This is a genomic window from Escherichia sp. KS167_9B (assembly GCF_030295215.1).
In the GTDB taxonomy this organism is placed as follows: Bacteria; Pseudomonadota; Gammaproteobacteria; order Enterobacterales; family Enterobacteriaceae; genus Escherichia; species Escherichia coli_F.
Genome location: NZ_AP025754.1, coordinates 2,913,420 through 2,938,027, shown reverse-complemented (window position 1 = coordinate 2,938,027; position 24,608 = coordinate 2,913,420). Strand labels below are relative to the sequence as shown.

Below are 24,608 nucleotides of genomic sequence, written 5' to 3'. Positions count from 1 at the left end.
GATAGCCGATTTGACTGCCAGAATCAGGTAAAGTTTCGGTTGGAATACGATGAGGATCATCGGCAAGGAGAAAAAATTAAATGAGTAGTTTGTTGTTGTTTAACGATAAGAGCAGGGCATTGCAGGCGGATATCGTCGCCGTGCAGTCGCAGGTAGTGTACGGCAGCGTAGGCAACAGCATTGCCGTGCCTGCTATCAAACAGAACGGCCTGAATGTCTTTGCCGTGCCGACGGTATTGCTGAGCAATACGCCGCATTATGACACTTTCTACGGTGGTGCGATTCCGGACGAATGGTTTAGCGGTTATTTGCGTGCGCTTCAGGAGCGTGATGCGCTGCGCCAGCTGCGCGCTGTCACCACGGGCTATATGGGAACGGCATCGCAAATCAAAATCCTTGCCGAGTGGCTGACTGCGCTACGCAAAGACCATCCTGACTTATTGATTATGGTCGATCCGGTGATTGGCGATATTGATAGCGGAATTTATGTCAAACCTGACCTTCCTGAGGCATACCGACAATATTTACTGCCTCTGGCGCAGGGTATTACGCCTAATATCTTTGAGCTGGAAATCCTGACCGGTAAAGATTGCCGCGATCTCGACAGTGCCATTGCCGCAGCAAAAAGTCTGCTTTCAGACACCTTAAAATGGGTGGTCATTACCAGCGCCTCCGGTAACGAAGAAAATCAGGAGATGCAGGTGGTGGTGGTCAGTGCCGACAGCGTGAATGTCATTTCCCATTCTCGGGTAAAGACGGATCTTAAAGGAACAGGCGATCTGTTTTGCGCCCAGCTTATCAGTGGCTTGTTGAAAGGTAAGGAATTAACTGACGCGGTACATAGCGCGGGATTACGCGTGCTGCAGGTGATGCGCTATACCCAGCAGCATGGTAGTGATGAATTGATTTTGCCGCCCCTGACGGAAGCATAAAAAAATGGCGCCCATCGGCGCCATTTTTCACTGCGGCAAGAATTATTTCTTGATGCGAATAACCGGAGTTTCACCCACAGTCACGCTACCGGACAGTTTGATCAGTTCTTTGATTTCGTCCATGTTGGAGATAACAACCGGAGTCAGGGTAGACTTGGCTTTCTCTTCCAGCAGCGGCAGATCGAATTCAATCACAGTATCGCCAACTTTCACGCGCTGACCTTCTTCAGCAATACGCTTGAAGCCTTCGCCTTTCAGTTCAACAGTGTCGATACCGAAGTGAACGAACAACTCAACGCCGCTATCAGATTCGATAGAGAACGCGTGGTTGGTTTCAAAGATTTTACCAATGGTGCCGTCTACAGGCGCGACCATTTTGTTACCAGTTGGTTTGATAGCAATACCATCACCAACGATTTTTTCCGCAAAAACGACATCCGGCACGTCTTCGATATTGACGATCTCGCCAGAGAGCGGAGCAATGATCTCAATAGTTCCGGTATCCTTCTTGTCGTCGGAAACCAGAGATTTCAGTTTATCGAACAAACCCATGATCTTCTCCTAAGCAGTAAATTGGGCCGCATCTCGTGGATTAGCAGATTGTTTTTTCTTCAATGAACTTGTTAACCAGCGTCATTAACTCGTCCGTTGTCGGTTGAGCAAGAGCCTGCTCTGCTAACACCTTCGCATCTTCGAAGTTCGTGTTACGGATAATCTTCTTAATGCGCGGGATAGAAATGGCGCTCATAGAGAATTCGTCCAGACCCATCCCCAGCAACAGAAGTGTAGCACGTTCATCGCCAGCAAGCTCACCACACATGCCAGTCCATTTGCCTTCAGCATGAGAAGCATCAATAACTTGCTTGATCAAGTTCAGCACGGACGGTGACATTGGCTGGTAAAGGTGTGAAATCATATCATTACCACGGTCAACTGCCAGAGTGTACTGCGTTAAATCATTGGTGCCGATACTAAAGAAATCAACTTCTTTGGCTAAATGACGTGCAATTGTTGCGGCCGCTGGTGTTTCCACCATTACGCCGATTTCAATTGACTCGTCAAACGCTTTACCTTCGTCGCGCAGTTCCTGTTTGTAGATTTCGATCTCTTTGCGCAGTGCACGCACTTCTTCAACAGAGATGATCATCGGGAACATGATGCGCAATTTACCGAAAGCAGAGGCACGCAGGATAGCGCGGAGCTGATCGCGCAGGATCTCTTTACGATCCATCGCGATACGGATAGCGCGCCAGCCGAGGAACGGGTTCTCTTCTTTCGGGAAGTTCATGTATGGCAGCTCTTTGTCGCCGCCGATGTCCATGGTACGAACGATAACCGCTTGTGAGCCACACGCTTCAGCTACTGCTTTGTAAGCAGCAAACTGTTCTTCTTCAGTGGGCAGCGCGTCGCGGTCCATGAACAGGAACTCAGTACGATACAGACCAACGCCTTCAGCGCCGTTACGCTCTGCACCTTCAACGTCACGAACCGTACCGATGTTAGCGCACACTTCTACCTGGTGACCGTCCAGCGTAATAGCTGGCAGATCTTTCAGTTTAGCAAGCTCTGCTTTTTCAGAAGCCACTTGCTCCTGAACAGCGCGCATTTTATCAATAACTTCGTTGGTTGGATTGACGTAAACCTGATTATTTACGGCATCCAGAATCAGATAGTCGTCATTTTTCACCTGAGAGGTGACGCTACCGGTACCCACGATAGCAGGCAGTTCCAGAGAACGCGCCATGATAGAGGTGTGGGAAGTACGGCCACCCGCGTCGGTGATGAAACCCAGCACCTTCTTCAGGTTCAGCTGTGCGGTTTCGGACGGCGTCAGATCAGCGGCAACCAGAATGACTTCATCCTGAATGGCGCTCAGGTCGATAATCTTCAGGCCCAGGATGTTGCGCAGCAGGCGCTTACCGATATCACGTACGTCAGCCGCACGCTCTTTCAGGTATTCATCATCCAGCTCTTCCAGGGCAGAAGCCTGACCTTCGATAACTTCATGAGCAGCTGCGTCAGCTGTCATGTGCTTATCTTTAATCAGGGCTATGATTTCCTGCTCCAGCTCCTCATCTTCGAGTAGCATAATATGCCCTTCAAAGATGGCTTCTTTTTCTTCACCGAACGTTTCACCAGCTTTCGTTTTGATCGTTTCCAGCTGGGCTGATGCCTTGGCACGACCGCTCAGAAAACGTTCAACTTCCTGATCAACCTGGTCGGCAGAAATTTTTTTCCGGTCAATGACAATTTCGTCTTCTTTCAGAAGCAGAGCTTTACCGAAAGCGATACCCGGGGATGCTAAAATGCCTGAAATCATAACCCTACCTTACTTGTGACTGATTTTTAAAAGAACCCGGGAAATTACTCGAGTTCCGCCATCAGTTTAACCAGATGTTCAACCGCTTTCTGTTCGTCTTCGCCTTCTGCGGAGATAGTCACAACGGTACCTTGAGTCAGGCCCAGAGTCTGCAGTTTAAACAGGCTTTTCGCGCTGGCGCTTTTGCCGTTGGAAGTCACAGTAATTTCAGAAGTGAAGCCCTTAGCTTCTTTTACAAACTGGGCAGCAGGGCGGGTGTGCAGACCGTTCGGAGCGGTAATGGTAACTTCTTGCTGGAACATTGTATTTCCCCAACTTATAGGTTTAGTGTTGTGGAACTAAAGTCTAGCCTGGCGGTTCGACTTTAGCCTGTATTGTTAGCGCCAGTTTTTAACAGACGCGACGCACGAAGAGCGCAATACAGTCCTTTGCTGGCGGGTGTTGACCGCTGACGTTTCGTACGTCATTAAACATTATGCCGCTAAAGGAAGAATTGAACCAAATCATAAAATCGATTCAGCTATGGCTTTTCCTGTAACGATTAATTTCGCGCATCAAAATAATTAGTCTGGTTAAATACCAGTTCCGACAGGCTGAATCAATGCCAGGAGGGGCGAAAGTTTGAAGCAGGCCACAAAAAAGCACCTGAAAAGGTGCTTTTTTACGCATTTTTAACAAGCTGGCATTACTGTTGCAATTCTTTCTCAGTGAAGAGATCGGCAAACAATGCGGTGCTTAAATAACGCTCACCCGATGACGGTAGAATAACCACAATATTCTTGTTGGTAAAGCTTTCATCTTCTTGTAGTTTCAACGCTGCAGCAACAGCCGCTCCAGAAGAGATACCTGCAAGAATACCTTCCTCTTCCATCAGACGACGCGCGGTAGAAATAGCTTCTTCATTGGTGATGCCAATGACTTTATCGACCAGCTTGAGATCAAGATTAGCCGGGATAAAACCAGCGCCAATCCCCTGAATTTTATGCGGGCCAGGTTTAATCTCTTCACCTGCCAGCGCCTGGGCGATAACCGGAGAATCGGTTGGCTCCACGGCGACAGAGATGAGATCAGTCTTGCCTTTAGTGCCTTTAATGTAGCGGCTGACGCCGGTCAGCGTACCGCCAGTCCCAACACCAGCAATAAATACATCAACCTGACCGTCGGTATCTTCCCAGATCTCCGGACCGGTGGTTTTTTCGTGAATTTCAGGGTTTGCCGGATTGCTGAATTGTTGCAGCAGTAGGTATTTCTCTGGATTGCTGGCGACAATTTCTTCTGCTTTTTGGATTGCGCCTTTCATGCCTTTAGCACCTTCGGTCAGCACCAGGTTTGCACCTAACGCTTTCAGCAGCTTGCGGCGTTCAATACTCATGGTTTCTGGCATGGTCAGGGTGAGTTTGTAACCGCGAGCGGCAGCCACATAGGCCAGTGCAATCCCGGTATTACCGCTGGTTGGTTCAACCAGTTCAACGCCTGGTTTCAGCACGCCGCGCTTTTCGGCATCCCAAATCATATTGGCACCGATACGGCACTTAACGCTGAAGCTGGGGTTACGAGATTCCACCTTCGCCAGAATGCGTCCGTTACCGATGCGATTCAGGCGAACCAGCGGTGTGTGACCGATAGTCAGCGAGTTATCTTCAAAAATCTTACTCATGGCCTGTCCTTAACTGTATGAAATTGGGATACAACAGGTAGCATACCCGCTCAGAGAATATGCGGAAGTAAGGATTTAGCATATCTATATACAGAAGGGAAATAATGACATGCAAGATGGAATAAGGGGTGGCATAAGCCACCCCTGTTTCACACAAACGGTTTACAAAATAACCGGTAGATTGTTACCGCCACATCGCGTGTTTATCGCGATAGCAATCGACCCACATCGCCGTCGCGCCACAAACGGCAACGGGCATAATGAACAGATTAAGCAGCGGGATCATCGTAAACAGGCTGGTTAAAGCACCAAACTGCATATTGGTGATTTTGCGTGTGCGCAGGGCGGTGCGCATCTCTTTAAACGGCACTTTGTGGTTATCGAAGGGGTAATCGCAATACTGGATGGCTAACATCCAGGCGCTAAACAGGAACCACAGTACCGGTGCGACGGTTTGCCCAATGCCAGGGATGAAGTAAAGAATTAGCAATACAATTGCGCGCGGCAGATACCAGGCAAATTTTTGCCATTCGCGTTTCATGATTCGCGGCACATCTTTCATGATACCGAAAATTCCGGTATCTGGCGGTGTAGCGCCAGTCAGTCTTGCTTCCAGTTGTTCAGCCAATAAACCGTTGAACGGAGCAGCAATCCAGTTAGCAATCGTTGAGAAGAAATAGCCAAACACTAACAGCACAGAGATGACAGCCAGGGGCCACAACAGATAGCTCAGCCATTGTAACCAGTCCGGAACATAACTCATGAGAGTCGGGATCCAGACATCGAGTTGCGTAAAGAGCCACCAGAATGCGCCCCCCATCAACAAAATATTGACCAACAGCGGTAAAATAACAAAACGCCGAATCCCAGGTTGCGAGACGAGCTTCCAGCCTTGCGCAAAATAGTAAAAACCGCTGCGTGGGGCAGATGTGAATGATGAAACCATAATCAGGATGAGCTCCTTTTGACCAATCCCAGGAAAATTCTGCGTATTTTACCGGGTAATTGCGCAATGGACAGTTAGGATATGTTCGAAAAAACAGCAAAAAGCACGATTTCATCTATCTTTGTGCTGTGAAAGTTAATAGTGCACTTGCACTTGAGGTAATCGGCAAATACTCTTAGTGAGTAAATGTTTGCCGTGGTGGCAAGGTGTTAGAACAACAGAGAATATAATGATGCAGGATTTGCGTCTGATATTAATCATTGTTGGCGCGATCGCCATAATCGCTTTACTGGTACATGGTTTCTGGACCAGCCGTAAAGAACGATCTTCTATGTTCCGCGATCGGCCATTAAAACGAATGAAGTCAAAACGTGACGACGATTCTTATGACGAGGATGTCGAAGATGATGAGGGCGTTGGTGAGGTTCGTGTTCACCGCGTGAATCATGCCCCGGCTAACGCCCAGGAGCATGAGGCTGCTCGTCCGTCGCCGCAACACCAGTACCAACCGCCTTATGCGTCTGCGCAGCCGCGTCAACCGGTCCAGCAGCCGCCTGAAGCGCAGGTACCGCCGCAACATGCTCCGCGTCCAACGCAGCCGGTGCAGCAACCCGTGCAGCAGCCTGCCTATCAGCCTCAGCCTGAACAGCCGTTGCAGCAGCCAGTTTCGCCACAGGTCGCGTCAGCGCCGCAGCCAGTGCATTCAGCACCGCAACCGGCACAACAGGCTTTCCAGCCTGCAGAACCTGTAGCGGCACCACAGCCTGAGCCTGTAGCGGAACCGGCTCCAGTTATGGATAAACCGAAGCGCAAAGAAGCGGTGATTATCATGAACGTCGCGGCGCATCATGGTAGCGAGTTAAACGGTGAACTGCTTCTTAACAGCATTCAACAAGCGGGCTTTATTTTTGGCGATATGAACATTTACCATCGTCATCTTAGCCCGGATGGCAGCGGCCCGGCGTTATTCAGCCTGGCGAATATGGTGAAACCGGGAACCTTCGATCCTGAAATGAAGGATTTCACTACTCCGGGTGTCACTATCTTTATGCAGGTACCGTCTTACGGTGACGAGCTGCAGAACTTTAAGCTGATGCTGCAATCTGCGCAGCATATTGCCGATGAAGTGGGCGGTGTAGTGCTTGACGATCAGCGCCGTATGATGACTCCGCAGAAATTGCGCGAGTACCAGGACATCATCCGCGAAGTCAAAGACGCCAACGCCTGATACACTTAAGGCAAATTAACTTATCTTCGAACCCCCGCTTGTCGGGGGTTTTTAGCATTGATGGTGCGATATGGAATCAATCGAACAACAACTGACAGAACTGCGAACGACGCTTCGCCATCATGAATATCTTTATCATGTGATGGATGCGCCGGAAATTCCCGACGCTGAATATGACAGGCTGATGCGTGAACTGCGCGAGCTGGAAACCAAACATCCAGAGCTGATTACACCTGATTCACCTACCCAACGTGTAGGTGCTGCGCCGCTGGCGGCTTTCAGCCAGATCCGCCATGAAGTGCCCATGTTGTCGCTGGATAACGTCTTTGATGAAGAAAGCTTTCTTGCTTTCAACAAACGCGTACAGGATCGTCTGAAAAGCAACGAAAAAGTGACCTGGTGCTGTGAGCTGAAACTGGATGGTCTTGCCGTCAGCATTCTGTATGAAAATGGCGTTTTAGTCAGTGCAGCGACCCGTGGCGATGGCACTACCGGCGAAGACATTACATCAAACGTGCGTACTATTCGCGCCATTCCGCTGAAGCTTCACGGCGAGAATATCCCGGCGCGTCTGGAAGTTCGTGGTGAAGTGTTCCTGCCGCAGGCCGGCTTCGAAAAGATCAACGAAGATGCGCGACGCACAGGCGGGAAAGTGTTTGCTAACCCGCGTAATGCGGCTGCAGGTTCACTGCGTCAGCTTGATCCGCGTATTACAGCGAAGCGACCGCTCACTTTTTTCTGCTATGGCGTCGGTGTTCTGGAAGGTGGCGAGCTGCCGGATACTCATCTTGGCCGTTTACTGCAATTTAAAAAGTGGGGTTTGCCGGTCAGCGATCGAGTAACGCTTTGTGAATCGGCGGAAGAAGTGCTGGCGTTCTACCACAAAGTGGAAGAAGACCGCCCGACGCTGGGCTTTGATATCGACGGCGTGGTAATTAAGGTCAACTCTCTGGCACAGCAGGAGCAGCTTGGCTTTGTCGCGCGAGCCCCGCGCTGGGCGGTAGCGTTTAAATTCCCGGCGCAGGAACAGATGACCTTTGTGCGTGACGTCGAGTTTCAGGTTGGGCGTACTGGCGCGATTACGCCTGTTGCGCGTCTTGAACCAGTCCATGTTGCTGGTGTGCTGGTGAGTAACGCTACACTGCATAATGCTGACGAAATCGAACGTCTTGGTTTACGCATTGGCGATAAAGTGGTGATTCGCCGCGCTGGCGACGTGATCCCGCAGGTGGTTAACGTCGTGCTTTCTGAACGCCCGGAAGATACCCGTGAGGTTGTATTCCCGACGCATTGTCCGGTATGTGGTTCTGACGTCGAGCGTGTGGAAGGTGAAGCGGTTGCCCGCTGTACCGGTGGCCTGATTTGCGGTGCTCAGCGTAAAGAGTCGCTGAAACACTTTGTTTCCCGCCGTGCGATGGACGTTGACGGTATGGGCGACAAAATCATCGATCAACTGGTTGAAAAAGAATATGTCCATACCCCGGCGGATCTGTTCAAACTCACCGCAGGCAAACTGACCGGACTGGAGCGCATGGGGCCGAAATCGGCACAAAATGTGGTTAACGCGCTGGAAAAAGCGAAAGAAACCACCTTTGCCCGCTTCCTCTATGCACTTGGCATCCGTGAAGTCGGCGAGGCCACCGCAGCAGGTCTGGCGGCATATTTCGGCACGCTGGAAGCGCTGGAAGCCGCTTCGATTGAAGAGCTGCAAAAGGTGCCTGATGTTGGCATTGTCGTTGCCTCCCACGTTCACAACTTCTTTGCCGAAGAAAGCAACCGCAATGTCATCAGCGAGCTGTTGGCGGAAGGCGTTCACTGGCCTGCGCCGGTGGTGATTAACGCGGAAGAGATTGACAGCCCGTTTGCTGGTAAAACCGTGGTGCTTACGGGCAGCTTAAGCCAGATGTCGCGTGATGACGCTAAAGCTCGACTGGTCGAACTGGGCGCGAAAGTCGCGGGCAGCGTGTCGAAGAAAACCGATCTGGTGATAGCGGGTGAAGCTGCAGGATCTAAACTGGCGAAGGCGCAGGAACTGGGCATTGAAGTCATCGACGAAACGGAAATGCTGCGTTTGCTGGGTAGCTGAGATGGAAAAAGAGCAGCTGATTGAAATAGCCAATACGATAATGCCGTTTGGCAAATACAAAGGGCGTCGCTTAATCGACCTGCCGGAGGAGTATCTTCTGTGGTTTGCCCGCAAAGATGAGTTCCCGGCAGGGAAGCTCGGTGAGCTAATGCAAATCACGCTGCTGATTAAAACCGAGGGGCTGACGCAACTGGTCCAGCCCCTGAAACGCCCACTTTAAGCTTTATCGGCGCTGCTTTCCTGCTGCGCCTGTAACTGTTCGGTCTGGCGTTTGTATCGACGCGCCAGCACCGCACAGACCATCAATTGGATCTGATGGAAAATCATCAGAGGCAGCACCATCATACCGATCACCGATGTGGGGAACAGAATGTTTGCCATCGGGATGCCATTTGCCAGACTCTTTTTCGAACCACAAAAGACGATAGTAATTTCATCTGCCTTATTGAAGCCCAGTCGGCGTGCCATAAAGACGTTAACTACAATCACGATAGCCAGAAGAACGCAGCTGACCACCACGATAAACAGCAATGATCCCCAGCCAACTTTATGCCAGATGCCGTTAACGACGGCTTCGCTGAATGCCGTATAAACCACCAACAGAATGGACGTCTGGTCAGTTTTCGCAATCCATTTTTTATTACGCGACACCCAGTTGCCAATCCAAGGGCGGGAAAGATGCCCCAACACAAATGGCAGCAACAGTTGCAGCATAATTTTACCGACCTGCTCAAGGCTGCCCCCTGCACCGTGAACATTCATCACCAGACCAACCAGCAATGGTGAAAGGAAAATCCCCAGTAGGCTGGATGCCGACGCAGAACAAACCGCCGCCGCGACGTTACCGCCCGCCATTGACGTGAAGGCGATTGCAGACTGCACGGTAGCAGGAAGAATGCACAAGTAGAGAAAACCGGAATAGAGCATCGGGTCGACATTTACCGGTTTCCACCAGGCAAACAGCACGCCCAAAATTGGGAACAGCACGAAGGTGCTACACATCACCCATAAATGCAGTCGCCAATGACCACCGCCTGCAATAATGGCCTCTCGCGATAACTTCGCACCGTGCATAAAGAACAGCAGGGCAATAGCTGCGGTAGTCAGATTTTCAAAGAAGGGAACGAAATCGCCCCTGGCCGGAAAGAAAGAGGCCAGCAACACCACCGTGATCAGGGTTAAGGTAAAAGGATCGAGGATACGAAAAAGTTTCATAAAGACTCCAGATGATCGATGGTTCTATTGTGCTTCTTCCAGTTTGAGAAATAAAATCGATTTATTGCATCCATTCATGAAGAAAACAGATGAATTATTCTTTAAAGCAATTAAAGGTTTTCGTCACAGTAGCGCAGGAGAAAAGTTTTAGTCGTGCAGGAGAGCGTATCGGCCTGAGCCAGTCGGCAGTGAGTCACAGTGTGAAGGAGCTGGAAAATCATACTGGTGTTCGCCTGCTGGACAGAACCACGCGTGAAGTGGTGCTTACAGATGCAGGGCAGCAGTTGGCTTTGCGTCTTGAGCGACTGCTGGATGAACTTAACAGCACGTTGCGCGATACCGGGCGTATGGGGCAACAACTGAGCGGAAAAGTTCGGGTCGCTGCCAGCCAGACCATTTCCGCGCATCTTATTCCGCAATGCATTGCTGAAAGCCATCGCCGCTATCCAGATATTCAGTTTGTCCTGCACGATCGTCCGCAGCAGTGGGTGATGGAAAGTATTCGCCAGGGAGATGTCGATTTTGGCATCGTCATCGATCCAGGCCCAGTGGGCGATCTGCAATGTGAAGCGATTCTTTCCGAGCCTTTCTTTCTGCTTTGCCATCGCGATAGCGCTTTGGCCGTGGAAGATTATGTACCCTGGCAGGCATTACAGGGAGCGAAATTGGTGTTGCAGGATTACGCGTCAGGCAGCCGACCGCTGATTGACGCAGCGCTGACGCGCAATGGTATTCAGGCGAATATTGTGCAGGAGATTGGTCATCCGGCGACGCTGTTCCCGATGGTAGCCGCAGGCATCGGCATCAGTATTCTTCCCGCACTGGCGCTACCATTGCCTGAAGGTAGCCCACTGGTGGTAAAGCGCATTACGCCGGTGGTTGAACGCCAGTTGATGCTGGTGCGCAGGAAGAACCGTTCACTTTCCACCGCCGCTGAAGCGTTATGGGACGTAGTACGAGACCAGGGCAATGCGCTAATGGCTGGGCGGGAAGGGGATCCGTTGTATCAGATATAGAGTGAATTCATACTGCCGGGAGCTCCGGCAGTAATCAATCAGAAATTAAATTTGATGGAGTAGATTATCGCATCCTGGTAAAAATCTTCGCCCAGTTTGTCATCCGCATAACGATACTGAATCCCTGTGGTGATGTGTGAAGTTGCATTCCACCAAAGTGCGACGGCACCGTTCAGACCTTCTTTGCCGCCATTACCTGCCGCGTAGGTGGCATCACGATCAAACTCGTACTCGTTCCAGTTGGTGAGGGTGAATTTCTCACTGCCCAGCATAAAGCTGTAACCTGCAACCCAACCGGCGACATAACCGTTATCGCCGGTATAATAGGTTTGGTCTGTATAGCGTTTTGCAAAGAACGGTTTGAACCACCAACCGCTGCCGGTGAAATTGTAGCCGATCCCGTAAAGGAACATATCGTCATGGAAATTCACACGATTCGCAGAACCGTAGGTGCCATACGCATGCAAGTAGAGATTAAATCCGGTGTCACCCAGGTAAATACGGTTGGTATTTTTAAATGTATAACGCTGCTCGCTACCCTGTTTATCATGACGATCATTATAAAAGTTTTCCCAGTCGAAGAACCCGTACATTTCTCCCCAACTAAAGTTAGCGCCGCCTTCCAGTTCCAGATATCCAAAATCATCTTTGTGTGATTTGGTCGACGATTTCTCAGTGGTTCTGCTAGTCCAGTCAAGATAATGAATACCTATATCAGCAAAACCGCCTTTAAATTCTGCATGGGATACTGCTGGTATCGCCAATACAAAAGAGAGTGTCAGAGTAAAAAGATGTTTTTTCATAGCATAATTCCCTATGCCGATCGTTATTAGTTGATTGCTTAATAAAAAGGTTGATTAAAAGCGGCATATTGTTAATGCAAGGGAAAGGAGAGTACCAATACAGTTTTTTCAGCCTATTAATAGTGAAAAAATATAAATATATCGATATCGAATAACTATCGGATACATGAAAAAAGTGTATTGGTATGAGGTAGGGCAATCTCGTTATAAAAAGGCGTTAGATTCCACCCTACAAAAAAAGGATATATATGTATCAGGCTCAGTTTTCTCATAACCCACTGTATTGCGTAGATATTATCAAGACTTATAAACCTGATTTCACGCCACGAGTGGCCTTTATTTTAGGTTCCGGGCTGGGCGCGCTGGCCGATCAGATTGAGAACGCGGTCGCAATTTCCTACGAAAAGCTGCCTGGGTTCCCGGTAAGTACCGTACACGGTCATGCGGGTGAGCTGGTGCTGGGTTATCTCCAGGGGGTGCCAGTGGCGTGCATGAAAGGTCGCGGACATTTCTACGAAGGTCGTGGGATGACCATCATGACGGATGCAATCCGTACCTTTAAGTTGCTGGGCTGCGAGTTGCTGTTCTGCACCAATGCGGCTGGCTCACTGCATCCTGAAGTGGGGGCCGGCAGTCTGGTCGCATTGAAAGATCACATCAACACCATGCCGGGAACGCCGATGGTGGGTCTTAATGATGAACGTTTTGGTGAGCGCTTCTTCTCGCTGGCGAATGCCTACGATGCGGAATACCGCGCACTGTTACAAAAAGTGGCGAAAGAAGAGGGGTTCCCTCTGACGGAGGGCGTGTTCGTCTCGTATCCGGGGCCGAATTTCGAGACTGCGGCGGAAATTCGCATGATGCAAATTATTGGTGGGGATGTTGTTGGTATGTCTGTGGTGCCTGAGGTTATTTCAGCTCGCCATTGCGAACTTAAAGTCGTTGCGGTCTCTGCGATTACCAACATGGCGGAAGGTCTGAGTGACGTGAAGCTTTCTCATGCCCAAACGCTGGCAGCAGCGGAACTCTCAAAGCAAAACTTTATTAATCTTATTTGCGGCTTTCTGCGCAAAATTGCCTGAGTAAAACAACAATAAACGGCCTCACTGAGTGAGGCCATATGATGCGACAAGGAAACGATTATGAGCATCGCTTTGCGCTTAAAGGTAATGTCCTTTTTGCAATATTTTATCTGGGGGAGCTGGCTGGTTACCCTCGGTTCTTACATGATTAATACCCTTCATTTCACCGGCGCTAATGTTGGCATGGTTTACAGTTCCAAAGGGATCGCCGCGATTATTATGCCTGGTATAATGGGGATCATCGCAGACAAATGGCTGCGTGCAGAACGTGCATACATGCTGTGTCACCTGGTGTGTGCGGGCGTACTTTTTTATGCGGCATCCGTAACTGATCCGGATATGATGTTTTGGGTGATGTTAGTCAATGCGATGGCGTTTATGCCGACTATTGCGTTATCGAACAGCGTCTCTTATTCCTGTCTTGCCCAGGCAGGGCTTGACCCGGTGACCGCTTTCCCGCCCATTCGCGTTTTTGGTACGGTGGGGTTCATTGTCGCCATGTGGGCAGTAAGCCTGCTGCATCTGGAATTGAGTAGTCTGCAACTGTATATCGCGTCCGGTGCGTCATTGCTGCTGTCGGCTTATGCGCTGACTTTGCCGAAGATTCCGGTTGCGGAGAAAAAAGCGACTACATCGCTTGCCAGCAAGCTGGGTCTGGATGCCTTCGTGCTGTTTAAAAATCCACGCATGGCTATCTTTTTCCTCTTCGCCATGATGCTGGGTGCGGTGCTGCAAATTACCAACGTTTTTGGCAACCCGTTCCTGCATGATTTCGCCCGTAATCCTGAGTTTGCTGATAGCTTCGTGGTGAAATATCCGTCCATTTTACTGTCAGTTTCACAGATGGCTGAAGTCGGTTTCATTCTGACGATACCGTTCTTTTTGAAGCGTTTCGGTATTAAAACCGTCATGCTGATGAGTATGGTGGCGTGGACGCTGCGCTTTGGCTTCTTTGCCTATGGCGATCCATCACCAACCGGGTTTATTTTGCTGTTGCTGTCGATGATTGTTTACGGTTGTGCATTCGATTTCTTCAATATTTCTGGTTCGGTCTTTGTCGAACAGGAAGTTGATTCCAGCATTCGTGCCAGCGCCCAGGGCCTTTTTATGACGATGGTAAATGGCGTCGGCGCATGGGTTGGCTCGATTCTGAGCGGTATGGCAGTGGATTACTTCTCGGTGGATGGCGTAAAAGATTGGCATACCATTTGGCTGATGTTTGCAGGGTATGCTCTTTTCCTCGCAGTGATATTTTTCTTTGGGTTTAAATATAACCATGACCCTGAAAAGATAACGCATCGTTCAGTTACACATTAAAAGGATTCGCAGCTCTGTTCCTTGGGGCTGCTTTTATGATAAAGGTTAATTAGTGAAAGATATTTTATTTTCTTCTGGCGTTGGTTTTGGCATTGGTGCTTTGTTTACAATCGTGCGATTACCTATTCCTGTTCCAAATGTATTGCCGGGTATATTATCCATCGTGTTTATGTATGTCGGATATCTGGTGGTGAAATACTTTATGCCATGATAATTTAATATGATGTATTTTTTATATGGAGCACTTAATTATGGAACGCGTATATAGAACAGATCTTAAGTTGCTCCGTTATTTTCTTGCCGTAGCGGAAGAGTTGCATTTTGGTCGCGCAGCAGCGCGTTTAAATATGTCTCAGCCTCCGCTCAGTATTCATATTAAAGAGCTGGAAAATCAACTCGGCACGCAGCTTTTTATTCGCCATTCGCGCAGCGTCGTACTGACACACGCGGGCAAAATCTTGATGGAAGAATCGCGTCGATTGCTGGTGAATGCAAATAATATATTGGCTCGGGTTGAACAAATAGGTCGGGGAGAAGCAGGGCGGATTGAACTCGGGGTTGTGGGAACGGCAATGTGGGGACGGATGCGCCCGGTTATGCGGCGATTCCTTAGAGAAAATCCTAACGTTGAAGTTCTGTTTCGCGAAAAGATGCCCGCGATGCAAATGGCCTTGCTGGAACGCCGCGAACTTGATGCCGGGATCTGGCGAATGGCGACAGAACCACCGACTGGTTTTACCAGCTTACGGTTGCATGAATCGGCGTTTCTGGTGGCGATGCCTGAAGAGCATCATCTCTCATCATTTTCCACCGTCCGGCTGGAAGCGCTACGTGACGAGTATTTCGTTACAATGCCGCCCGTGTACACTGACTGGGATTTTTTGCAGCGAGTTTGCCAGCAGGTGGGATTTTCACCGGTTGTTATTCGCGAAGTTAATGAACCGCAAACGGTACTCGCCATGGTCAGTATGGGTATTGGTATCACATTGATAGCGGACAGCTACGCGCAGATGAACTGGCCCGGTGTCATATTCCGTCCGCTCAAAGAACGCATCCCGGCAGACTTATATATTGTTTATGAAACGCAGCAGGTGACGCCCGCGCTGGTTAAACTGCTGGCGGCGTTGGCGCAGTAGATGAGAGGCACGGGAACTGCCGGACATAGTTGGTCTGATAAGCGAAGCGCATCAGGCAATTTCGCAAATTGCAGATAGCAAAAAAGCGCCTTTAGGGCGCTTTTTTACATTGGTGGGTCGTGCAGGATGACTCGCTTCGCTCGCCCTTCGGGCCGTCGCCGCGAGCGGCTCCGTTGTTTCGCTGCGCTCAACTCGAACCTGCTGCAGGTTCGAATCTTTGAGTATCGCAGATAGCAAAAAAGCGCCTTTAGGGCGCTTTTTTACATTGGTGGGTCGTGCAGGATTCGAACCTGCGACCAATTGATTAAAAGTCAACTGCTCTACCAACTGAGCTAACGACCCGAAGTGGTGGGTGATGACGGGATCGAACCGCCGACCCCCTCCTTGTAAGGGAGGTGCTCTCCCAGCTGAGCTAATCACCCACTTCGGTACTTCACATTTTTACAAGAAATCTAGCTGGCGAGAAAGTGGTGGGTGATGACGGGATCGAACCGCCGACCCCCTCCTTGTAAGGGAGGTGCTCTCCCAGCTGAGCTAATCACCCACTTCTCAATTTCTTGCTACACGGCGGAGACTACATAAAGTAGTTGGTGGGTGATGACGGGATCGAACCGCCGACCCCCTCCTTGTAAGGGAGGTGCTCTCCCAGCTGAGCTAATCACCCCCGCTGTGTGGAGTCGCATTATAGGGAGAGTTCAAAATGAGTCAACGCATTTTCTAAAGAAATTGTTCGTTCGTCGTAAATTTAAGCAAGATGATCGCAAAACAGACCGTGTTGCGCAATTTGTCAACGAAAACAATAATGCGTAAGGTTGCAACCCGAACTACATTGAGGAATCAGGCGGGAGTGATAGAATATCGCCCACTCAATTTTTCCAGGATTTGCCGGTTGTCGGCATCTTTCTAAACGTAAGGCCATTTCATGAAAATCAAAACTCGCTTCGCGCCAAGCCCAACAGGCTATCTGCACGTTGGCGGCGCGCGTACTGCTCTTTACTCCTGGCTTTTTGCACGTAACCACGGCGGTGAGTTCGTGCTGCGTATTGAAGACACCGATCTTGAGCGTTCCACGCCGGAAGCTATCGAAGCCATTATGGATGGTATGAACTGGCTGAGCCTGGAGTGGGATGAAGGTCCGTACTTCCAGACCAAACGTTTTGATCGCTACAACGCGGTGATCGATCAGATGCTGGAAGAGGGCACTGCCTATAAATGCTACTGCTCCAAAGAGCGTCTGGAAGCGCTGCGTGAAGAGCAAATGGCAAAAGGTGAGAAACCACGTTATGACGGTCGCTGCCGCCACAGTCATGAGCATCACGCTGATGATGAGCCGTGTGTCGTACGTTTTGCTAACCCGCAGGAAGGTTCTGTTGTTTTTGACGATCAGATCCGTGGTCCGATCGAGTTCAGCAACCAGGAGCTGGATGATCTGATTATCCGCCGTACCGATGGTTCCCCAACCTATAACTTCTGTGTGGTTGTCGATGACTGGGATATGGAAATCACCCACGTTATACGTGGCGAAGACCATATCAACAACACACCGCGCCAGATTAACATTCTGAAAGCGCTGAAAGCACCGGTACCGGTTTACGCGCACGTTTCTATGATCAACGGCGATGACGGTAAAAAACTGTCCAAACGACACGGGGCGGTCAGCGTCATGCAGTATCGTGACGACGGTTATCTGCCAGAAGCATTGCTGAACTATCTGGTGCGTCTGGGCTGGTCCCACGGCGATCAGGAAATCTTCACTCGTGAAGAGATGATCAAATACTTCACTCTGAATGCCGTCAGCAAATCTGCCAGTGCGTTCAACACCGACAAGCTGCTGTGGCTGAACCATCACTACATTAACGCGTTGCCGCCGGAGTATGTTGCTACTCATTTACAGTGGCACATTGAGCAGGAAAATATCGATACCCGTAACGGCCCGCAGCTGGCTGATCTGGTGAAACTGCTGGGCGAACGCTGCAAGACGCTGAAAGAGATGGCACAGAGCTGCCGTTATTTCTACGAAGATTTTGCTGAGTTCGATGCTGACGCCGCGAAAAAACATCTGCGTCCGGTTGCGCGTCAGCCGCTGGAAGTGGTTCGTGACAAACTGACTGCGATTACTGACTGGACCGCTGAAAACGTTCATCACGCTATTCAGGCGACGGCGGATGAGCTGGAAGTGGGTATGGGTAAAGTTGGTATGCCGCTGCGTGTCGCCGTAACCGGTGCGGGGCAGTCTCCGGCGCTGGATGTTACCGTTCACGCAATCGGTAAGACCCGCAGTATCGAGCGTATCAACAAAGCGCTGGCTTTTATTGCTGAACGCGAAAATCAGCAGTAATTAGCGCATAAAAGATAAACGGCAGGAGAGAGCCCCCTGCCGTTTTTTATTTATTCTGATTCATCTATGTCGAGACGAGCAAGGAAATGACGAATTCCTTCACGTGACAAAAATTGCGCAACTTTTTCCTGCTCACTGTGAGTCATGTTGTCTATTGCGCTGATGATTTGCCGATAAGCGGGAGTGCGAATCCCCGGTGCATATTCGGCAAGCGGTTCTTCGGCTTCCAGAAGCATCGGCGTGTTATGGAAGGCTGGCGTGTTCTGAATAAACTCGCAAACTTGCGTATCGACCAGAATAAGTCTGGCACGACCGCCTTTCACGCCGGGAAATTTTTCCGTTTTCCAGCCTTTCTCTCTGATCCAACGGTTAACAGTTTGTTTAGCCACACCGAGGCATTCCGCCAGTTCTTCGGTGGTCATTTTATTGCGTAATCTTTTCATATTATTTGCTATCGCGAATCCCTAAGCGTTGTAATAACCCGATAATCCCTTCCCGCAGAAGCAAGGATGTAAACTGTTTTTGTTCAACTGGCGTCATCTCTTTCGCCAGTGTCACAAGCAACACTTCAAGCGGCGCATCACCAGAAAGGGCTGGCGCTTCTCCCTGACCTTCTGGACGTTCAGCATTGCGAATATATTCACGAACCTGTTCATTGACGTGAACCAGTCGAGCTTTGCCACCCTGGACGCCTGGTTTTGGTGATGTCGTCCAGCCTTCCTTGCGTACCCATTTATTAATGGTCTGACGGCTATAACCGGTCAGTCTGGCAAGTTCATCTGGCGTCATCCTCTCCTTGAACATAACAATTCCCTGAATGTATGTAGGTCTATTAGCGGTTCATTTTATAACACCACTTTACAGGAAACCGTGACATGAATAACTACTGAATGCGAGCGGTTTTCCAAAATTGTTCATTTGCCTGATTTTTCAGCGATTGAAACTACACGCTGCAATTTGCCGTTGACACATTCGGGCGGAATTCATATGATGCCGCCCGTCAACTCGACAAGCTTTACGTGATGGGGCTATAGCTCAGCTGGGAGAGCGCTTGCATGGCATGCAAGAGGTCAGCGGTTCGATCCCGCTTAGCTCCACCAAATTTTGCACCCAGCAAATTTGGTACGTAAACGACTCGTGGGGCTATAGCTCAGCTGGGAGAGCGCTTGCATGGCATGCAAGAGGTCAGCGGTTCGATCCCGCTTAGCTCCACCAAATTTCAAACCCTCGCTGTAAAGCGGGGGTTTTTTGTCTCTGCTTTTTGCCGCTTTTGTAATACAGTCTACGTCCGGGTCAGCGCCGCCTGGTGAAAGCATCATTGGATGAAAAATCGGCAACAGGCTGGCCTCTGTTTGCTTCGCGATGCGAATAAACTTATTATTTGTGTGCCTGAAAACCCCGATCAGTGAGAGTAGTGTACTCATGTTTGTGGAGCATAACCTGATAAAAAATATCAAGATATTCACACTAGCGTTTACGCTCACCGTGGTACTTATTCAGCTATCCCGTTTTATTTCGCCACTTGCCGTTATCCATTCCAGTTATATCTTTTTGGCGTGGATGCCACTGTGCGTAATGCTGGCAATCTTGTTTATCTTTGGCTGGCGCGGTGTCGTTCCTGTTTTAGGCGGGATGTTTTGCACCAATCTGTGGAATTTTCATCTCTCTTTTTTACAGAACTCCGTCATGCTCGGCAGCCAGACGTTTGCAGTCCTGTGTGCCTGTGCAATATTACGCTGGCAATTGGGAACGCGTTGGCGTTATGGTTTGACCAGCCGATACGTCTGGCAACGTCTCTTCTGGCTTGGTTTGGTGGCACCGATTGGCATCAAATGCAGCATGTATCTTGTGGGGAATTTCTTTGATTTTCCGCTAAAGATATCTACCTTTTTCGGCGATGCGGATGCCATTTTCACGGTCGTTGATTTGCTAAGCCTTTTCACCGCAGTGCTGATTTACAACATGCTGTTTTACTATCTCACCCGCATGATTGTAAGTCCCCACTTTGCGCAGATACTGTGGCGCAGGGATATCGCTCCGTCGTTGAGCCAAGAGAAACGCGTATTTACCTTAAGCTGGCTGGCAGCTCTTAGCGTGCTGCTACTTCTGATGTGTACACCGTATGAAAATGACTTCATTGCCGGTTACCTGGTACCTGTTTTCTTTATCATCTTTACCCTCGGGGTCGGTAAGCTTCGCTATCCGTTTTTAAATCTCACCTGGGCTGTTTCAACGCTTTGCCTTCTGAATTACAACCAGAACTTTTTGCAAGGGGTACTAACCGAATATTCGCTGGCATTTATTCTCGCGGTGCTGATTTCCTTTAGTGTTTGCCTGCTCTATATGGTGCGCATTTATCATCGTAGTGAATGGCTTAACCGACGCTGGCATTTGCAGGCGCTGACCGATCCGTTAACGCTCTTACCCAACTTTCGCGCGTTGGAACAAGCACCAGAGCAAGAGGCTGGCAAGAGTTTTTGCTGCCTGCGTATTGATAACCTTGAGTTTATGAGTCGTCATTACGGGTTAATGATGCGCGTTCACTGTATCCGCTCAATTTACCGTACGTTAATGCCGCTGATGCAGGAAAACGAAAAGTTGTATCAATTGCCGGGGAGTGAACTGCTATTAGTACTGAGCGGGCCGGAAACGGAAGGGCGACTCCAGCATATGGTTAACATCCTGAATAGTCGGCAAATTCACTGGAACAATACCGGGCTGGATATGGGCTATGGTGCCGCCTGGGGGCATTTCGATGGAAATCAGGAAACCCTGCAACCCTTGTTGGGGCAGTTAAGCTGGCTGGCGGAGCAATCCTGCGCACATCATCATGTGCTGGCGCTGGATAGCAGAGAGGAGATGGTTTCCGGGCAAACCACTAAACAGGTGCTATTGCTGAATACCATTCGCACGGCGTTAGATCAGGGTGATTTGCTGCTCTACGCCCAGCCAATTCGCAACAAAGAGGGTGAAGGTTATGATGAGATCCTCGCGCGACTGAAGTATGACGGCGGCATTATGACCCCGGATAAGTTTCTGCCCCTTATTGCTCAGTTTAACCTTAGCGCGCGTTTTGATTTGCAAGTGCTGGAATCCTTGTTGAAGTGGCTGGCAACACACCCTTGCGACAAAAAAGGTCCGCGCTTTTCAGTCAATTTAATGCCGCTCACGCTGCTGCAAAAAAATATCGCCGGGCGGATTATTCGTCTGTTTAAGCGTTATCACATCTCCCCGCAGGCGGTCATTCTTGAGATCACCGAGGAACAGGCGTTTTCTAACGCAGAAAGCAGTATGTACAACATCGAGCAGCTGCATAAGTTTGGTTTCCGGATTGCGATTGATGATTTTGGCACCGGCTATGCCAACTACGAACGGCTAAAGCGTTTGCAGGCTGATATCATCAAAATTGATGGCGTCTTTGTGAAAGATATCGTCACGAACACGCTGGATGCGATGATTGTGAGATCAATTACCGATCTGGCGAAAGCGAAGTCATTGAGTGTGGTCGCGGAGTTTGTCGAGACGCCACAGCAGCAGGCGCTATTGCATAAGCTCGGGGTGCAATATCTGCAAGGGTATTTGATTGGTCGCCCTCAGCCATTAACTGATTAACAGGCGTAAAAAAAGCAGGGAATTATCCCCGGCTTTTGTGGCTGATGACAAACAGAAAAATGCCTGATGCGCTACGCTTATCAGGCCTACATGGAATTGAAGCCGGGGAATTATCCCCGGCTTTTTAATTAATGAATTGGACTTACAGCACCAGTGCTGCGATTGACGCAGACAGCACACTCACCAGAGTAGAGCCGTAAACCAGTTTCAGACCGAAGCGAGAAACCACGTTACCTTGTTCTTCATTCAGGCCTTTAACCGCACCGGCGATAATCCCGATAGAAGAGAAGTTAGCGAAGGAAACCAGGAACACAGAGATGATGCCTTCAGCACGCGGAGAGAGCGTGGAAGCAATTTTCTGCAGATCCATCATTGCAACGAACTCGTTGGAAACCAGTTTGGTCGCCATAATACTGCCCACCTGCAGTGCTTCACTGGAAGGAACACCCATCACCCACGCAACCGGATAGAAGATGTAGCCCAGGATGCCCTGGAAGGAGATGCTGTAGCCAAACCAGCCAGTCACAGTGGCAAACAGTGCGTTCAGCGCAGCGATCAGGGCGATAAAGCCGATCAGCATCGCGGCAACGATAATAGCAACTTTGAAACCTGCCAGAATGTATTCACCCAGCATTTCGAAGAAGCTCTGACCTTCGTGCAGGTTGGACATCTGAATGTTTTCTTCACTGGCATCAACACGGTAAGGGTTGATCAGTGACAGCACGATAAAGGTGCTGAACATGTTCAGTACCAGCGCCGCAACGACGTATTTCGGCTCCAGCATCGTCATGTATGCACCAACGATGGACATCGACACGGTGGACATCGCCGTAGCTGCCATGGTGTACATACGATTGCGGGAGATTTTGCCGAGGATATCTTTATAGGCAATAAAGTTTTCAGACTGACCCAGAATCAGAGAGCTGACGGCGTTGAAGGATTCCAGTTTGCCCATACCGTTGACTTTGGAGAGCAGGAAACCAATTGCGCGGATAATCACCGGCAACACGCGAATGTGCTGGAGAATACCAATCAGCGCAGAGATAAAGACGATTGGGCACAGCACTTTCAGGAAGAAGAATGCCAGGCCTTGATCATTCATGCTACCAAAGACGAAGTTAGTCCCTTCGTTGGCAAATCCGAGCAGTTTCTCAAACATTTCGGAGAAGCCTTTCACGAAGCCCAAACCAACGTCGGAGTTCAGGAAGAACCACGCCAGTAACACTTCGATAACAAGCAGTTGAATAACATAACGGATACGAATTTTTTTGCGGTCGCTGCTTACCAGCAGTGCGAGAATCGCAACAACGGCAAGTGCCAGTACAAAATGAAGGACGCGGTCCATATTTGCTCCAAATATGAGGCAGGTTAAATTTCCGTGCACATTCTATGTAACATGGTTAAGGAAAACGAGATCTGACACACACTATAATGACGTCCTGTGACAAGCTTCAAAAATAGTGAGCTGTCATACATTTCTGCTATGTTGTGTATGGAAGCTGAAAGTTATGTAAATGTGCTAACATTAAACATAATCACAACATTCAAGTCATCAATCTTTTCGTCGTCATAGTTCTGGTCTTTCAAAGAAATCATCACAATCCATTTAAATGAATTTGATAATCATTCTCGTTTGACATAGCATGAAACATAGCAAAGGCTATGTTTTAGAGGCACAAGATGACTAACTATCGCGTTGAGAGTAGCAGCGGACGGGCGGCGCGCAAGATGAGGCTCGCATTAATGGGACCTGCGTTCATTGCGGCGATTGGTTATATCGATCCTGGTAACTTTGCGACCAATATTCAGGCCGGGGCCAGCTTCGGCTATCAGCTACTGTGGGTTGTCGTTTGGGCCAACCTGATGGCGATGCTGATTCAGATACTGTCTGCCAAACTGGGGATTGCCACCGGTAAAAACCTGGCGGAGCAGATTCGCGATCACTATCCGCGTCCCGTAGTGTGGTTCTATTGGGTTCAGGCAGAAATCATTGCGATGGCAACCGACCTGGCAGAATTTATTGGTGCGGCGATCGGTTTTAAACTCATTCTGGGTGTTTCGCTGTTGCAGGGCGCGGTGCTGACGGGGATCGCGACTTTCCTGATTTTAATGCTGCAACGTCGAGGGCAAAAACCGCTGGAGAAAGTGATTGGCGGGTTACTGCTGTTTGTTGCTGCGGCTTACATTGTCGAGTTGATTTTCTCCCAGCCTAACCTGGCGCAACTGGGTAAAGGAATGGTAATCCCGAGTTTACCCACCTCGGAGGCAGTCTTCCTGGCGGCAGGTGTGTTGGGAGCGACGATTATGCCGCACGTGATTTATTTGCACTCTTCGCTGACTCAGCATTTACATGGTGGTTCGCGTCAACAACGTTATTCTGCCACCAAATGGGATGTGGCTATCGCTATGACTATTGCCGGTTTTGTCAATCTGGCGATGATGGCGACGGCTGCGGCGGCGTTCCACTTTTCCGGTCATACTGGCGTTGCCGATCTTGATGAGGCTTATCTGACGCTGCAACCGTTGTTAAGCCATGCTGCGGCAACGGTCTTTGGTTTAAGCCTGGTTGCTGCGGGACTGTCCTCAACGGTTGTGGGGACACTGGCGGGGCAGGTAGTGATGCAGGGCTTCATTCGTTTTCATATCCCGCTGTGGGTGCGTCGCACCGTTACCATGTTGCCGTCATTTATTGTCATTCTGATGGGATTAGATCCGACACGGATTCTGGTTATGAGTCAGGTGCTGTTAAGTTTTGGTATCGCTCTGGCGCTGGTTCCACTACTGATTTTTACCAGCGACAGTAAGTTGATGGGCGATCTGGTGAACAGCAAACGCGTAAAACAGATAGGCTGGGTGATTGTGGTGCTGGTAGTGGCGCTGAATATCTGGTTGTTAGTGGGTACGGCGCTGGGGCTATAGT

At 49.7% G+C, this 24,608-nt stretch carries 23 protein-coding genes, 6 tRNA genes and 1 other RNA gene; 15 read left to right on the top strand and 15 right to left on the bottom strand.

All coding sequences use genetic code 11. From position 1 onward, the window contains the following. Positions 1 to 80 precede the first annotated feature (80 nt). Positions 81 to 932: a pyridoxine/pyridoxal/pyridoxamine kinase gene (gene pdxK / locus QUE34_RS14690; RefSeq protein ID WP_032303495.1), complete on the top strand. Its 852-nt coding sequence runs from the start codon at positions 81 to 83 to the stop codon at positions 930 to 932. A 42-nt stretch (positions 933 to 974) separates the two neighbouring features. Here the strand turns inward: pdxK and crr are convergent, their stop codons facing one another. The 5 genes from crr to cysZ form a co-directional block, all read right to left on the bottom strand. Beyond that, complete coding sequence (gene crr, locus QUE34_RS14685; protein WP_000522247.1) at positions 975 to 1,484, bottom strand: PTS glucose transporter subunit IIA; 510 nt, start codon at positions 1,482 to 1,484, stop codon at positions 975 to 977. A 40-nt stretch (positions 1,485 to 1,524) separates the two neighbouring features. Beyond that, positions 1,525 to 3,252 (bottom strand): phosphoenolpyruvate-protein phosphotransferase PtsI, encoded by a 1,728-nt coding sequence (gene ptsI / locus QUE34_RS14680; protein ID WP_000623136.1) that lies wholly within the window; start codon positions 3,250 to 3,252, stop codon positions 1,525 to 1,527. A 44-nt stretch (positions 3,253 to 3,296) separates the two neighbouring features. Then, positions 3,297 to 3,554, bottom strand: a complete 258-nt coding sequence (gene ptsH, locus QUE34_RS14675; protein ID WP_000487600.1) for a phosphocarrier protein Hpr — start codon at positions 3,552 to 3,554, stop codon at positions 3,297 to 3,299. Between the two features lie 383 nt (positions 3,555 to 3,937). Next, positions 3,938 to 4,909 carry a cysteine synthase A gene (gene cysK, locus QUE34_RS14670; RefSeq protein ID WP_000034402.1) on the bottom strand — a complete coding sequence of 324 codons (972 nt, stop codon included), beginning with the start codon at positions 4,907 to 4,909 and terminating at the stop codon, positions 3,938 to 3,940. 184 nt (positions 4,910 to 5,093) lie between these two features. Continuing rightward, positions 5,094 to 5,855, bottom strand: a complete 762-nt coding sequence (cysZ, locus tag QUE34_RS14665; protein ID WP_000254839.1) for a sulfate transporter CysZ — start codon at positions 5,853 to 5,855, stop codon at positions 5,094 to 5,096. A gap of 229 nt (positions 5,856 to 6,084) precedes the next feature. Here cysZ and zipA point away from each other — a divergent pair, with 229 nt between their 5' ends. From zipA to QUE34_RS14650, 3 genes are all read left to right on the top strand, one after another. Beyond that, positions 6,085 to 7,083: a cell division protein ZipA gene (gene zipA, locus QUE34_RS14660; RefSeq protein WP_001305210.1), complete on the top strand. Its 999-nt coding sequence runs from the start codon at positions 6,085 to 6,087 to the stop codon at positions 7,081 to 7,083. 70 nt (positions 7,084 to 7,153) lie between these two features. Then, a complete protein-coding gene (ligA, locus tag QUE34_RS14655) occupies positions 7,154 to 9,169 on the top strand; it encodes an NAD-dependent DNA ligase LigA (RefSeq protein WP_000443686.1) in 2,016 nt (671 codons plus the stop codon). A 1-nt stretch (position 9,170) separates the two neighbouring features. Continuing rightward, positions 9,171 to 9,389 carry a DUF3820 family protein gene (locus tag QUE34_RS14650; RefSeq protein ID WP_000410201.1) on the top strand — a complete coding sequence of 73 codons (219 nt, stop codon included), beginning with the start codon at positions 9,171 to 9,173 and terminating at the stop codon, positions 9,387 to 9,389. On the opposite strand, the gene QUE34_RS14645 is transcribed toward QUE34_RS14650, so the two are convergent. Next, positions 9,386 to 10,384, bottom strand: coding sequence for a bile acid:sodium symporter family protein (locus tag QUE34_RS14645; RefSeq protein WP_000765612.1), 999 nt, complete (start codon positions 10,382 to 10,384; stop codon positions 9,386 to 9,388). The genes QUE34_RS14650 and QUE34_RS14645 overlap by 4 nt on opposite strands. Positions 10,385 to 10,473: 89 nt before the next feature. On the opposite strand from QUE34_RS14645, the gene QUE34_RS14640 reads away from it, so the two are divergent. Continuing rightward, the gene (locus QUE34_RS14640; protein WP_047645727.1) at positions 10,474 to 11,400 is read left to right on the top strand and encodes a LysR family transcriptional regulator; all 927 of its coding nucleotides are present in this window, start codon (positions 10,474 to 10,476) and stop codon (positions 11,398 to 11,400) included. Between the two features lie 38 nt (positions 11,401 to 11,438). Here the strand turns inward: QUE34_RS14640 and QUE34_RS14635 are convergent, their stop codons facing one another. After that, positions 11,439 to 12,203, bottom strand: coding sequence for a nucleoside-specific channel-forming Tsx family protein (locus QUE34_RS14635; RefSeq protein WP_047645728.1), 765 nt, complete (start codon positions 12,201 to 12,203; stop codon positions 11,439 to 11,441). A 248-nt stretch (positions 12,204 to 12,451) separates the two neighbouring features. Between QUE34_RS14635 and xapA the strand changes: the two genes are divergently transcribed. The 4 genes from xapA to xapR are packed head-to-tail and all read left to right on the top strand — an operon-like array spanning position 12,452 to position 15,738. After that, complete coding sequence (xapA, locus tag QUE34_RS14630; protein WP_032303492.1) at positions 12,452 to 13,285, top strand: xanthosine phosphorylase; 834 nt, start codon at positions 12,452 to 12,454, stop codon at positions 13,283 to 13,285. Between the two features lie 60 nt (positions 13,286 to 13,345). Continuing rightward, entirely contained in the window at positions 13,346 to 14,602 is a 1,257-nt protein-coding gene (gene xapB, locus QUE34_RS14625) for a xanthosine/proton symporter XapB (RefSeq protein ID WP_000020390.1), read from the top strand. Positions 14,603 to 14,654: 52 nt separating this feature from the next. After that, positions 14,655 to 14,813, top strand: coding sequence for a DUF1427 family protein (locus tag QUE34_RS14620; protein WP_000651752.1), 159 nt, complete (start codon positions 14,655 to 14,657; stop codon positions 14,811 to 14,813). Between the two features lie 40 nt (positions 14,814 to 14,853). Next, positions 14,854 to 15,738: a DNA-binding transcriptional regulator XapR gene (gene xapR, locus QUE34_RS14615; protein WP_105268370.1), complete on the top strand. Its 885-nt coding sequence runs from the start codon at positions 14,854 to 14,856 to the stop codon at positions 15,736 to 15,738. 110 nt (positions 15,739 to 15,848) lie between these two features. On the opposite strand, the gene QUE34_RS14610 is transcribed toward xapR, so the two are convergent. The 5 genes from QUE34_RS14610 to QUE34_RS14590 form a co-directional block, all read right to left on the bottom strand. Beyond that, a non-coding RNA gene (locus QUE34_RS14610) (RtT sRNA) lies at positions 15,849 to 15,974 on the bottom strand. Positions 15,975 to 16,004: 30 nt separating this feature from the next. Further along, positions 16,005 to 16,080, bottom strand: a tRNA-Lys gene (locus QUE34_RS14605). A 4-nt stretch (positions 16,081 to 16,084) separates the two neighbouring features. Continuing rightward, a tRNA-Val gene (locus QUE34_RS14600) sits at positions 16,085 to 16,160 on the bottom strand. Between the two features lie 46 nt (positions 16,161 to 16,206). Continuing rightward, positions 16,207 to 16,282: transfer RNA gene (locus tag QUE34_RS14595), tRNA-Val, on the bottom strand. 44 nt (positions 16,283 to 16,326) lie between these two features. Beyond that, positions 16,327 to 16,402: transfer RNA gene (locus QUE34_RS14590), tRNA-Val, on the bottom strand. 258 nt (positions 16,403 to 16,660) lie between these two features. On the opposite strand from QUE34_RS14590, the gene gltX reads away from it, so the two are divergent. Further along, positions 16,661 to 18,076 carry a glutamate--tRNA ligase gene (gltX, locus tag QUE34_RS14585; protein ID WP_000695643.1) on the top strand — a complete coding sequence of 472 codons (1,416 nt, stop codon included), beginning with the start codon at positions 16,661 to 16,663 and terminating at the stop codon, positions 18,074 to 18,076. 50 nt (positions 18,077 to 18,126) lie between these two features. Here the strand turns inward: gltX and QUE34_RS14580 are convergent, their stop codons facing one another. Beyond that, positions 18,127 to 18,519 carry a MerR family transcriptional regulator gene (locus QUE34_RS14580; RefSeq protein ID WP_000826498.1) on the bottom strand — a complete coding sequence of 131 codons (393 nt, stop codon included), beginning with the start codon at positions 18,517 to 18,519 and terminating at the stop codon, positions 18,127 to 18,129. A gap of 1 nt (position 18,520) precedes the next feature. Beyond that, entirely contained in the window at positions 18,521 to 18,880 is a 360-nt protein-coding gene (locus tag QUE34_RS14575; RefSeq protein WP_000472021.1) for a YfeC-like transcriptional regulator, read from the bottom strand. 220 nt (positions 18,881 to 19,100) lie between these two features. Here QUE34_RS14575 and QUE34_RS14570 point away from each other — a divergent pair. The 3 genes from QUE34_RS14570 (at position 19,101) to QUE34_RS14560 (ending at position 21,688) form a co-directional block, all read left to right on the top strand. After that, positions 19,101 to 19,176 (top strand) — tRNA-Ala (locus tag QUE34_RS14570). A gap of 39 nt (positions 19,177 to 19,215) precedes the next feature. Beyond that, positions 19,216 to 19,291 (top strand) — tRNA-Ala (locus QUE34_RS14565). A gap of 207 nt (positions 19,292 to 19,498) precedes the next feature. After that, positions 19,499 to 21,688 (top strand): bifunctional diguanylate cyclase/phosphodiesterase, encoded by a 2,190-nt coding sequence (locus QUE34_RS14560; protein ID WP_286338844.1) that lies wholly within the window; start codon positions 19,499 to 19,501, stop codon positions 21,686 to 21,688. A gap of 142 nt (positions 21,689 to 21,830) precedes the next feature. Here the strand turns inward: QUE34_RS14560 and nupC are convergent, their stop codons facing one another. Continuing rightward, positions 21,831 to 23,033: a nucleoside permease NupC gene (gene nupC / locus QUE34_RS14555; RefSeq protein ID WP_001317971.1), complete on the bottom strand. Its 1,203-nt coding sequence runs from the start codon at positions 23,031 to 23,033 to the stop codon at positions 21,831 to 21,833. A gap of 298 nt (positions 23,034 to 23,331) precedes the next feature. Between nupC and QUE34_RS28620 the strand changes: the two genes are divergently transcribed. Further along, entirely contained in the window at positions 23,332 to 23,376 is a 45-nt protein-coding gene (locus QUE34_RS28620; RefSeq protein WP_418517219.1) for a hypothetical protein, read from the top strand. Then, the gene (locus tag QUE34_RS14550; RefSeq protein ID WP_047645924.1) at positions 23,369 to 24,607 is read left to right on the top strand and encodes an Nramp family divalent metal transporter; all 1,239 of its coding nucleotides are present in this window, start codon (positions 23,369 to 23,371) and stop codon (positions 24,605 to 24,607) included. The genes QUE34_RS28620 and QUE34_RS14550 overlap by 8 nt, the downstream gene beginning before the upstream one ends. Position 24,608 lies beyond the last annotated feature (1 nt).

Coding starts and splice junctions, on each gene's coding strand:
- zipA (WP_001305210.1), top strand. CDS start 6,085: ATGATGCAGGATTTGCGTCTGATATTAATCATTGTTGGCGCGATCGCC.
- QUE34_RS14650 (WP_000410201.1), top strand. CDS start 9,171: ATGGAAAAAGAGCAGCTGATTGAAATAGCCAATACGATAATGCCGTTT.
- QUE34_RS14635 (WP_047645728.1), bottom strand. CDS start 12,203: ATGAAAAAACATCTTTTTACTCTGACACTCTCTTTTGTATTGGCGATA.
- QUE34_RS14550 (WP_047645924.1), top strand. CDS start 23,369: ATGACTAACTATCGCGTTGAGAGTAGCAGCGGACGGGCGGCGCGCAAG.
- QUE34_RS14560 (WP_286338844.1), top strand. CDS start 19,499: ATGTTTGTGGAGCATAACCTGATAAAAAATATCAAGATATTCACACTA.
- QUE34_RS14640 (WP_047645727.1), top strand. CDS start 10,474: ATGAATTATTCTTTAAAGCAATTAAAGGTTTTCGTCACAGTAGCGCAG.
- xapB (WP_000020390.1), top strand. CDS start 13,346: ATGAGCATCGCTTTGCGCTTAAAGGTAATGTCCTTTTTGCAATATTTT.
- ptsI (WP_000623136.1), bottom strand. CDS start 3,252: ATGATTTCAGGCATTTTAGCATCCCCGGGTATCGCTTTCGGTAAAGCT.
- pdxK (WP_032303495.1), top strand. CDS start 81: ATGAGTAGTTTGTTGTTGTTTAACGATAAGAGCAGGGCATTGCAGGCG.
- xapA (WP_032303492.1), top strand. CDS start 12,452: ATGTATCAGGCTCAGTTTTCTCATAACCCACTGTATTGCGTAGATATT.
- QUE34_RS14580 (WP_000826498.1), bottom strand. CDS start 18,519: ATGAAAAGATTACGCAATAAAATGACCACCGAAGAACTGGCGGAATGC.
- nupC (WP_001317971.1), bottom strand. CDS start 23,033: ATGGACCGCGTCCTTCATTTTGTACTGGCACTTGCCGTTGTTGCGATT.
- QUE34_RS14645 (WP_000765612.1), bottom strand. CDS start 10,384: ATGAAACTTTTTCGTATCCTCGATCCTTTTACCTTAACCCTGATCACG.
- cysZ (WP_000254839.1), bottom strand. CDS start 5,855: ATGGTTTCATCATTCACATCTGCCCCACGCAGCGGTTTTTACTATTTT.
- gltX (WP_000695643.1), top strand. CDS start 16,661: ATGAAAATCAAAACTCGCTTCGCGCCAAGCCCAACAGGCTATCTGCAC.
- ligA (WP_000443686.1), top strand. CDS start 7,154: ATGGAATCAATCGAACAACAACTGACAGAACTGCGAACGACGCTTCGC.
- cysK (WP_000034402.1), bottom strand. CDS start 4,909: ATGAGTAAGATTTTTGAAGATAACTCGCTGACTATCGGTCACACACCG.
- QUE34_RS14575 (WP_000472021.1), bottom strand. CDS start 18,880: ATGTTCAAGGAGAGGATGACGCCAGATGAACTTGCCAGACTGACCGGT.
- crr (WP_000522247.1), bottom strand. CDS start 1,484: ATGGGTTTGTTCGATAAACTGAAATCTCTGGTTTCCGACGACAAGAAG.
- ptsH (WP_000487600.1), bottom strand. CDS start 3,554: ATGTTCCAGCAAGAAGTTACCATTACCGCTCCGAACGGTCTGCACACC.
- xapR (WP_105268370.1), top strand. CDS start 14,854: ATGGAACGCGTATATAGAACAGATCTTAAGTTGCTCCGTTATTTTCTT.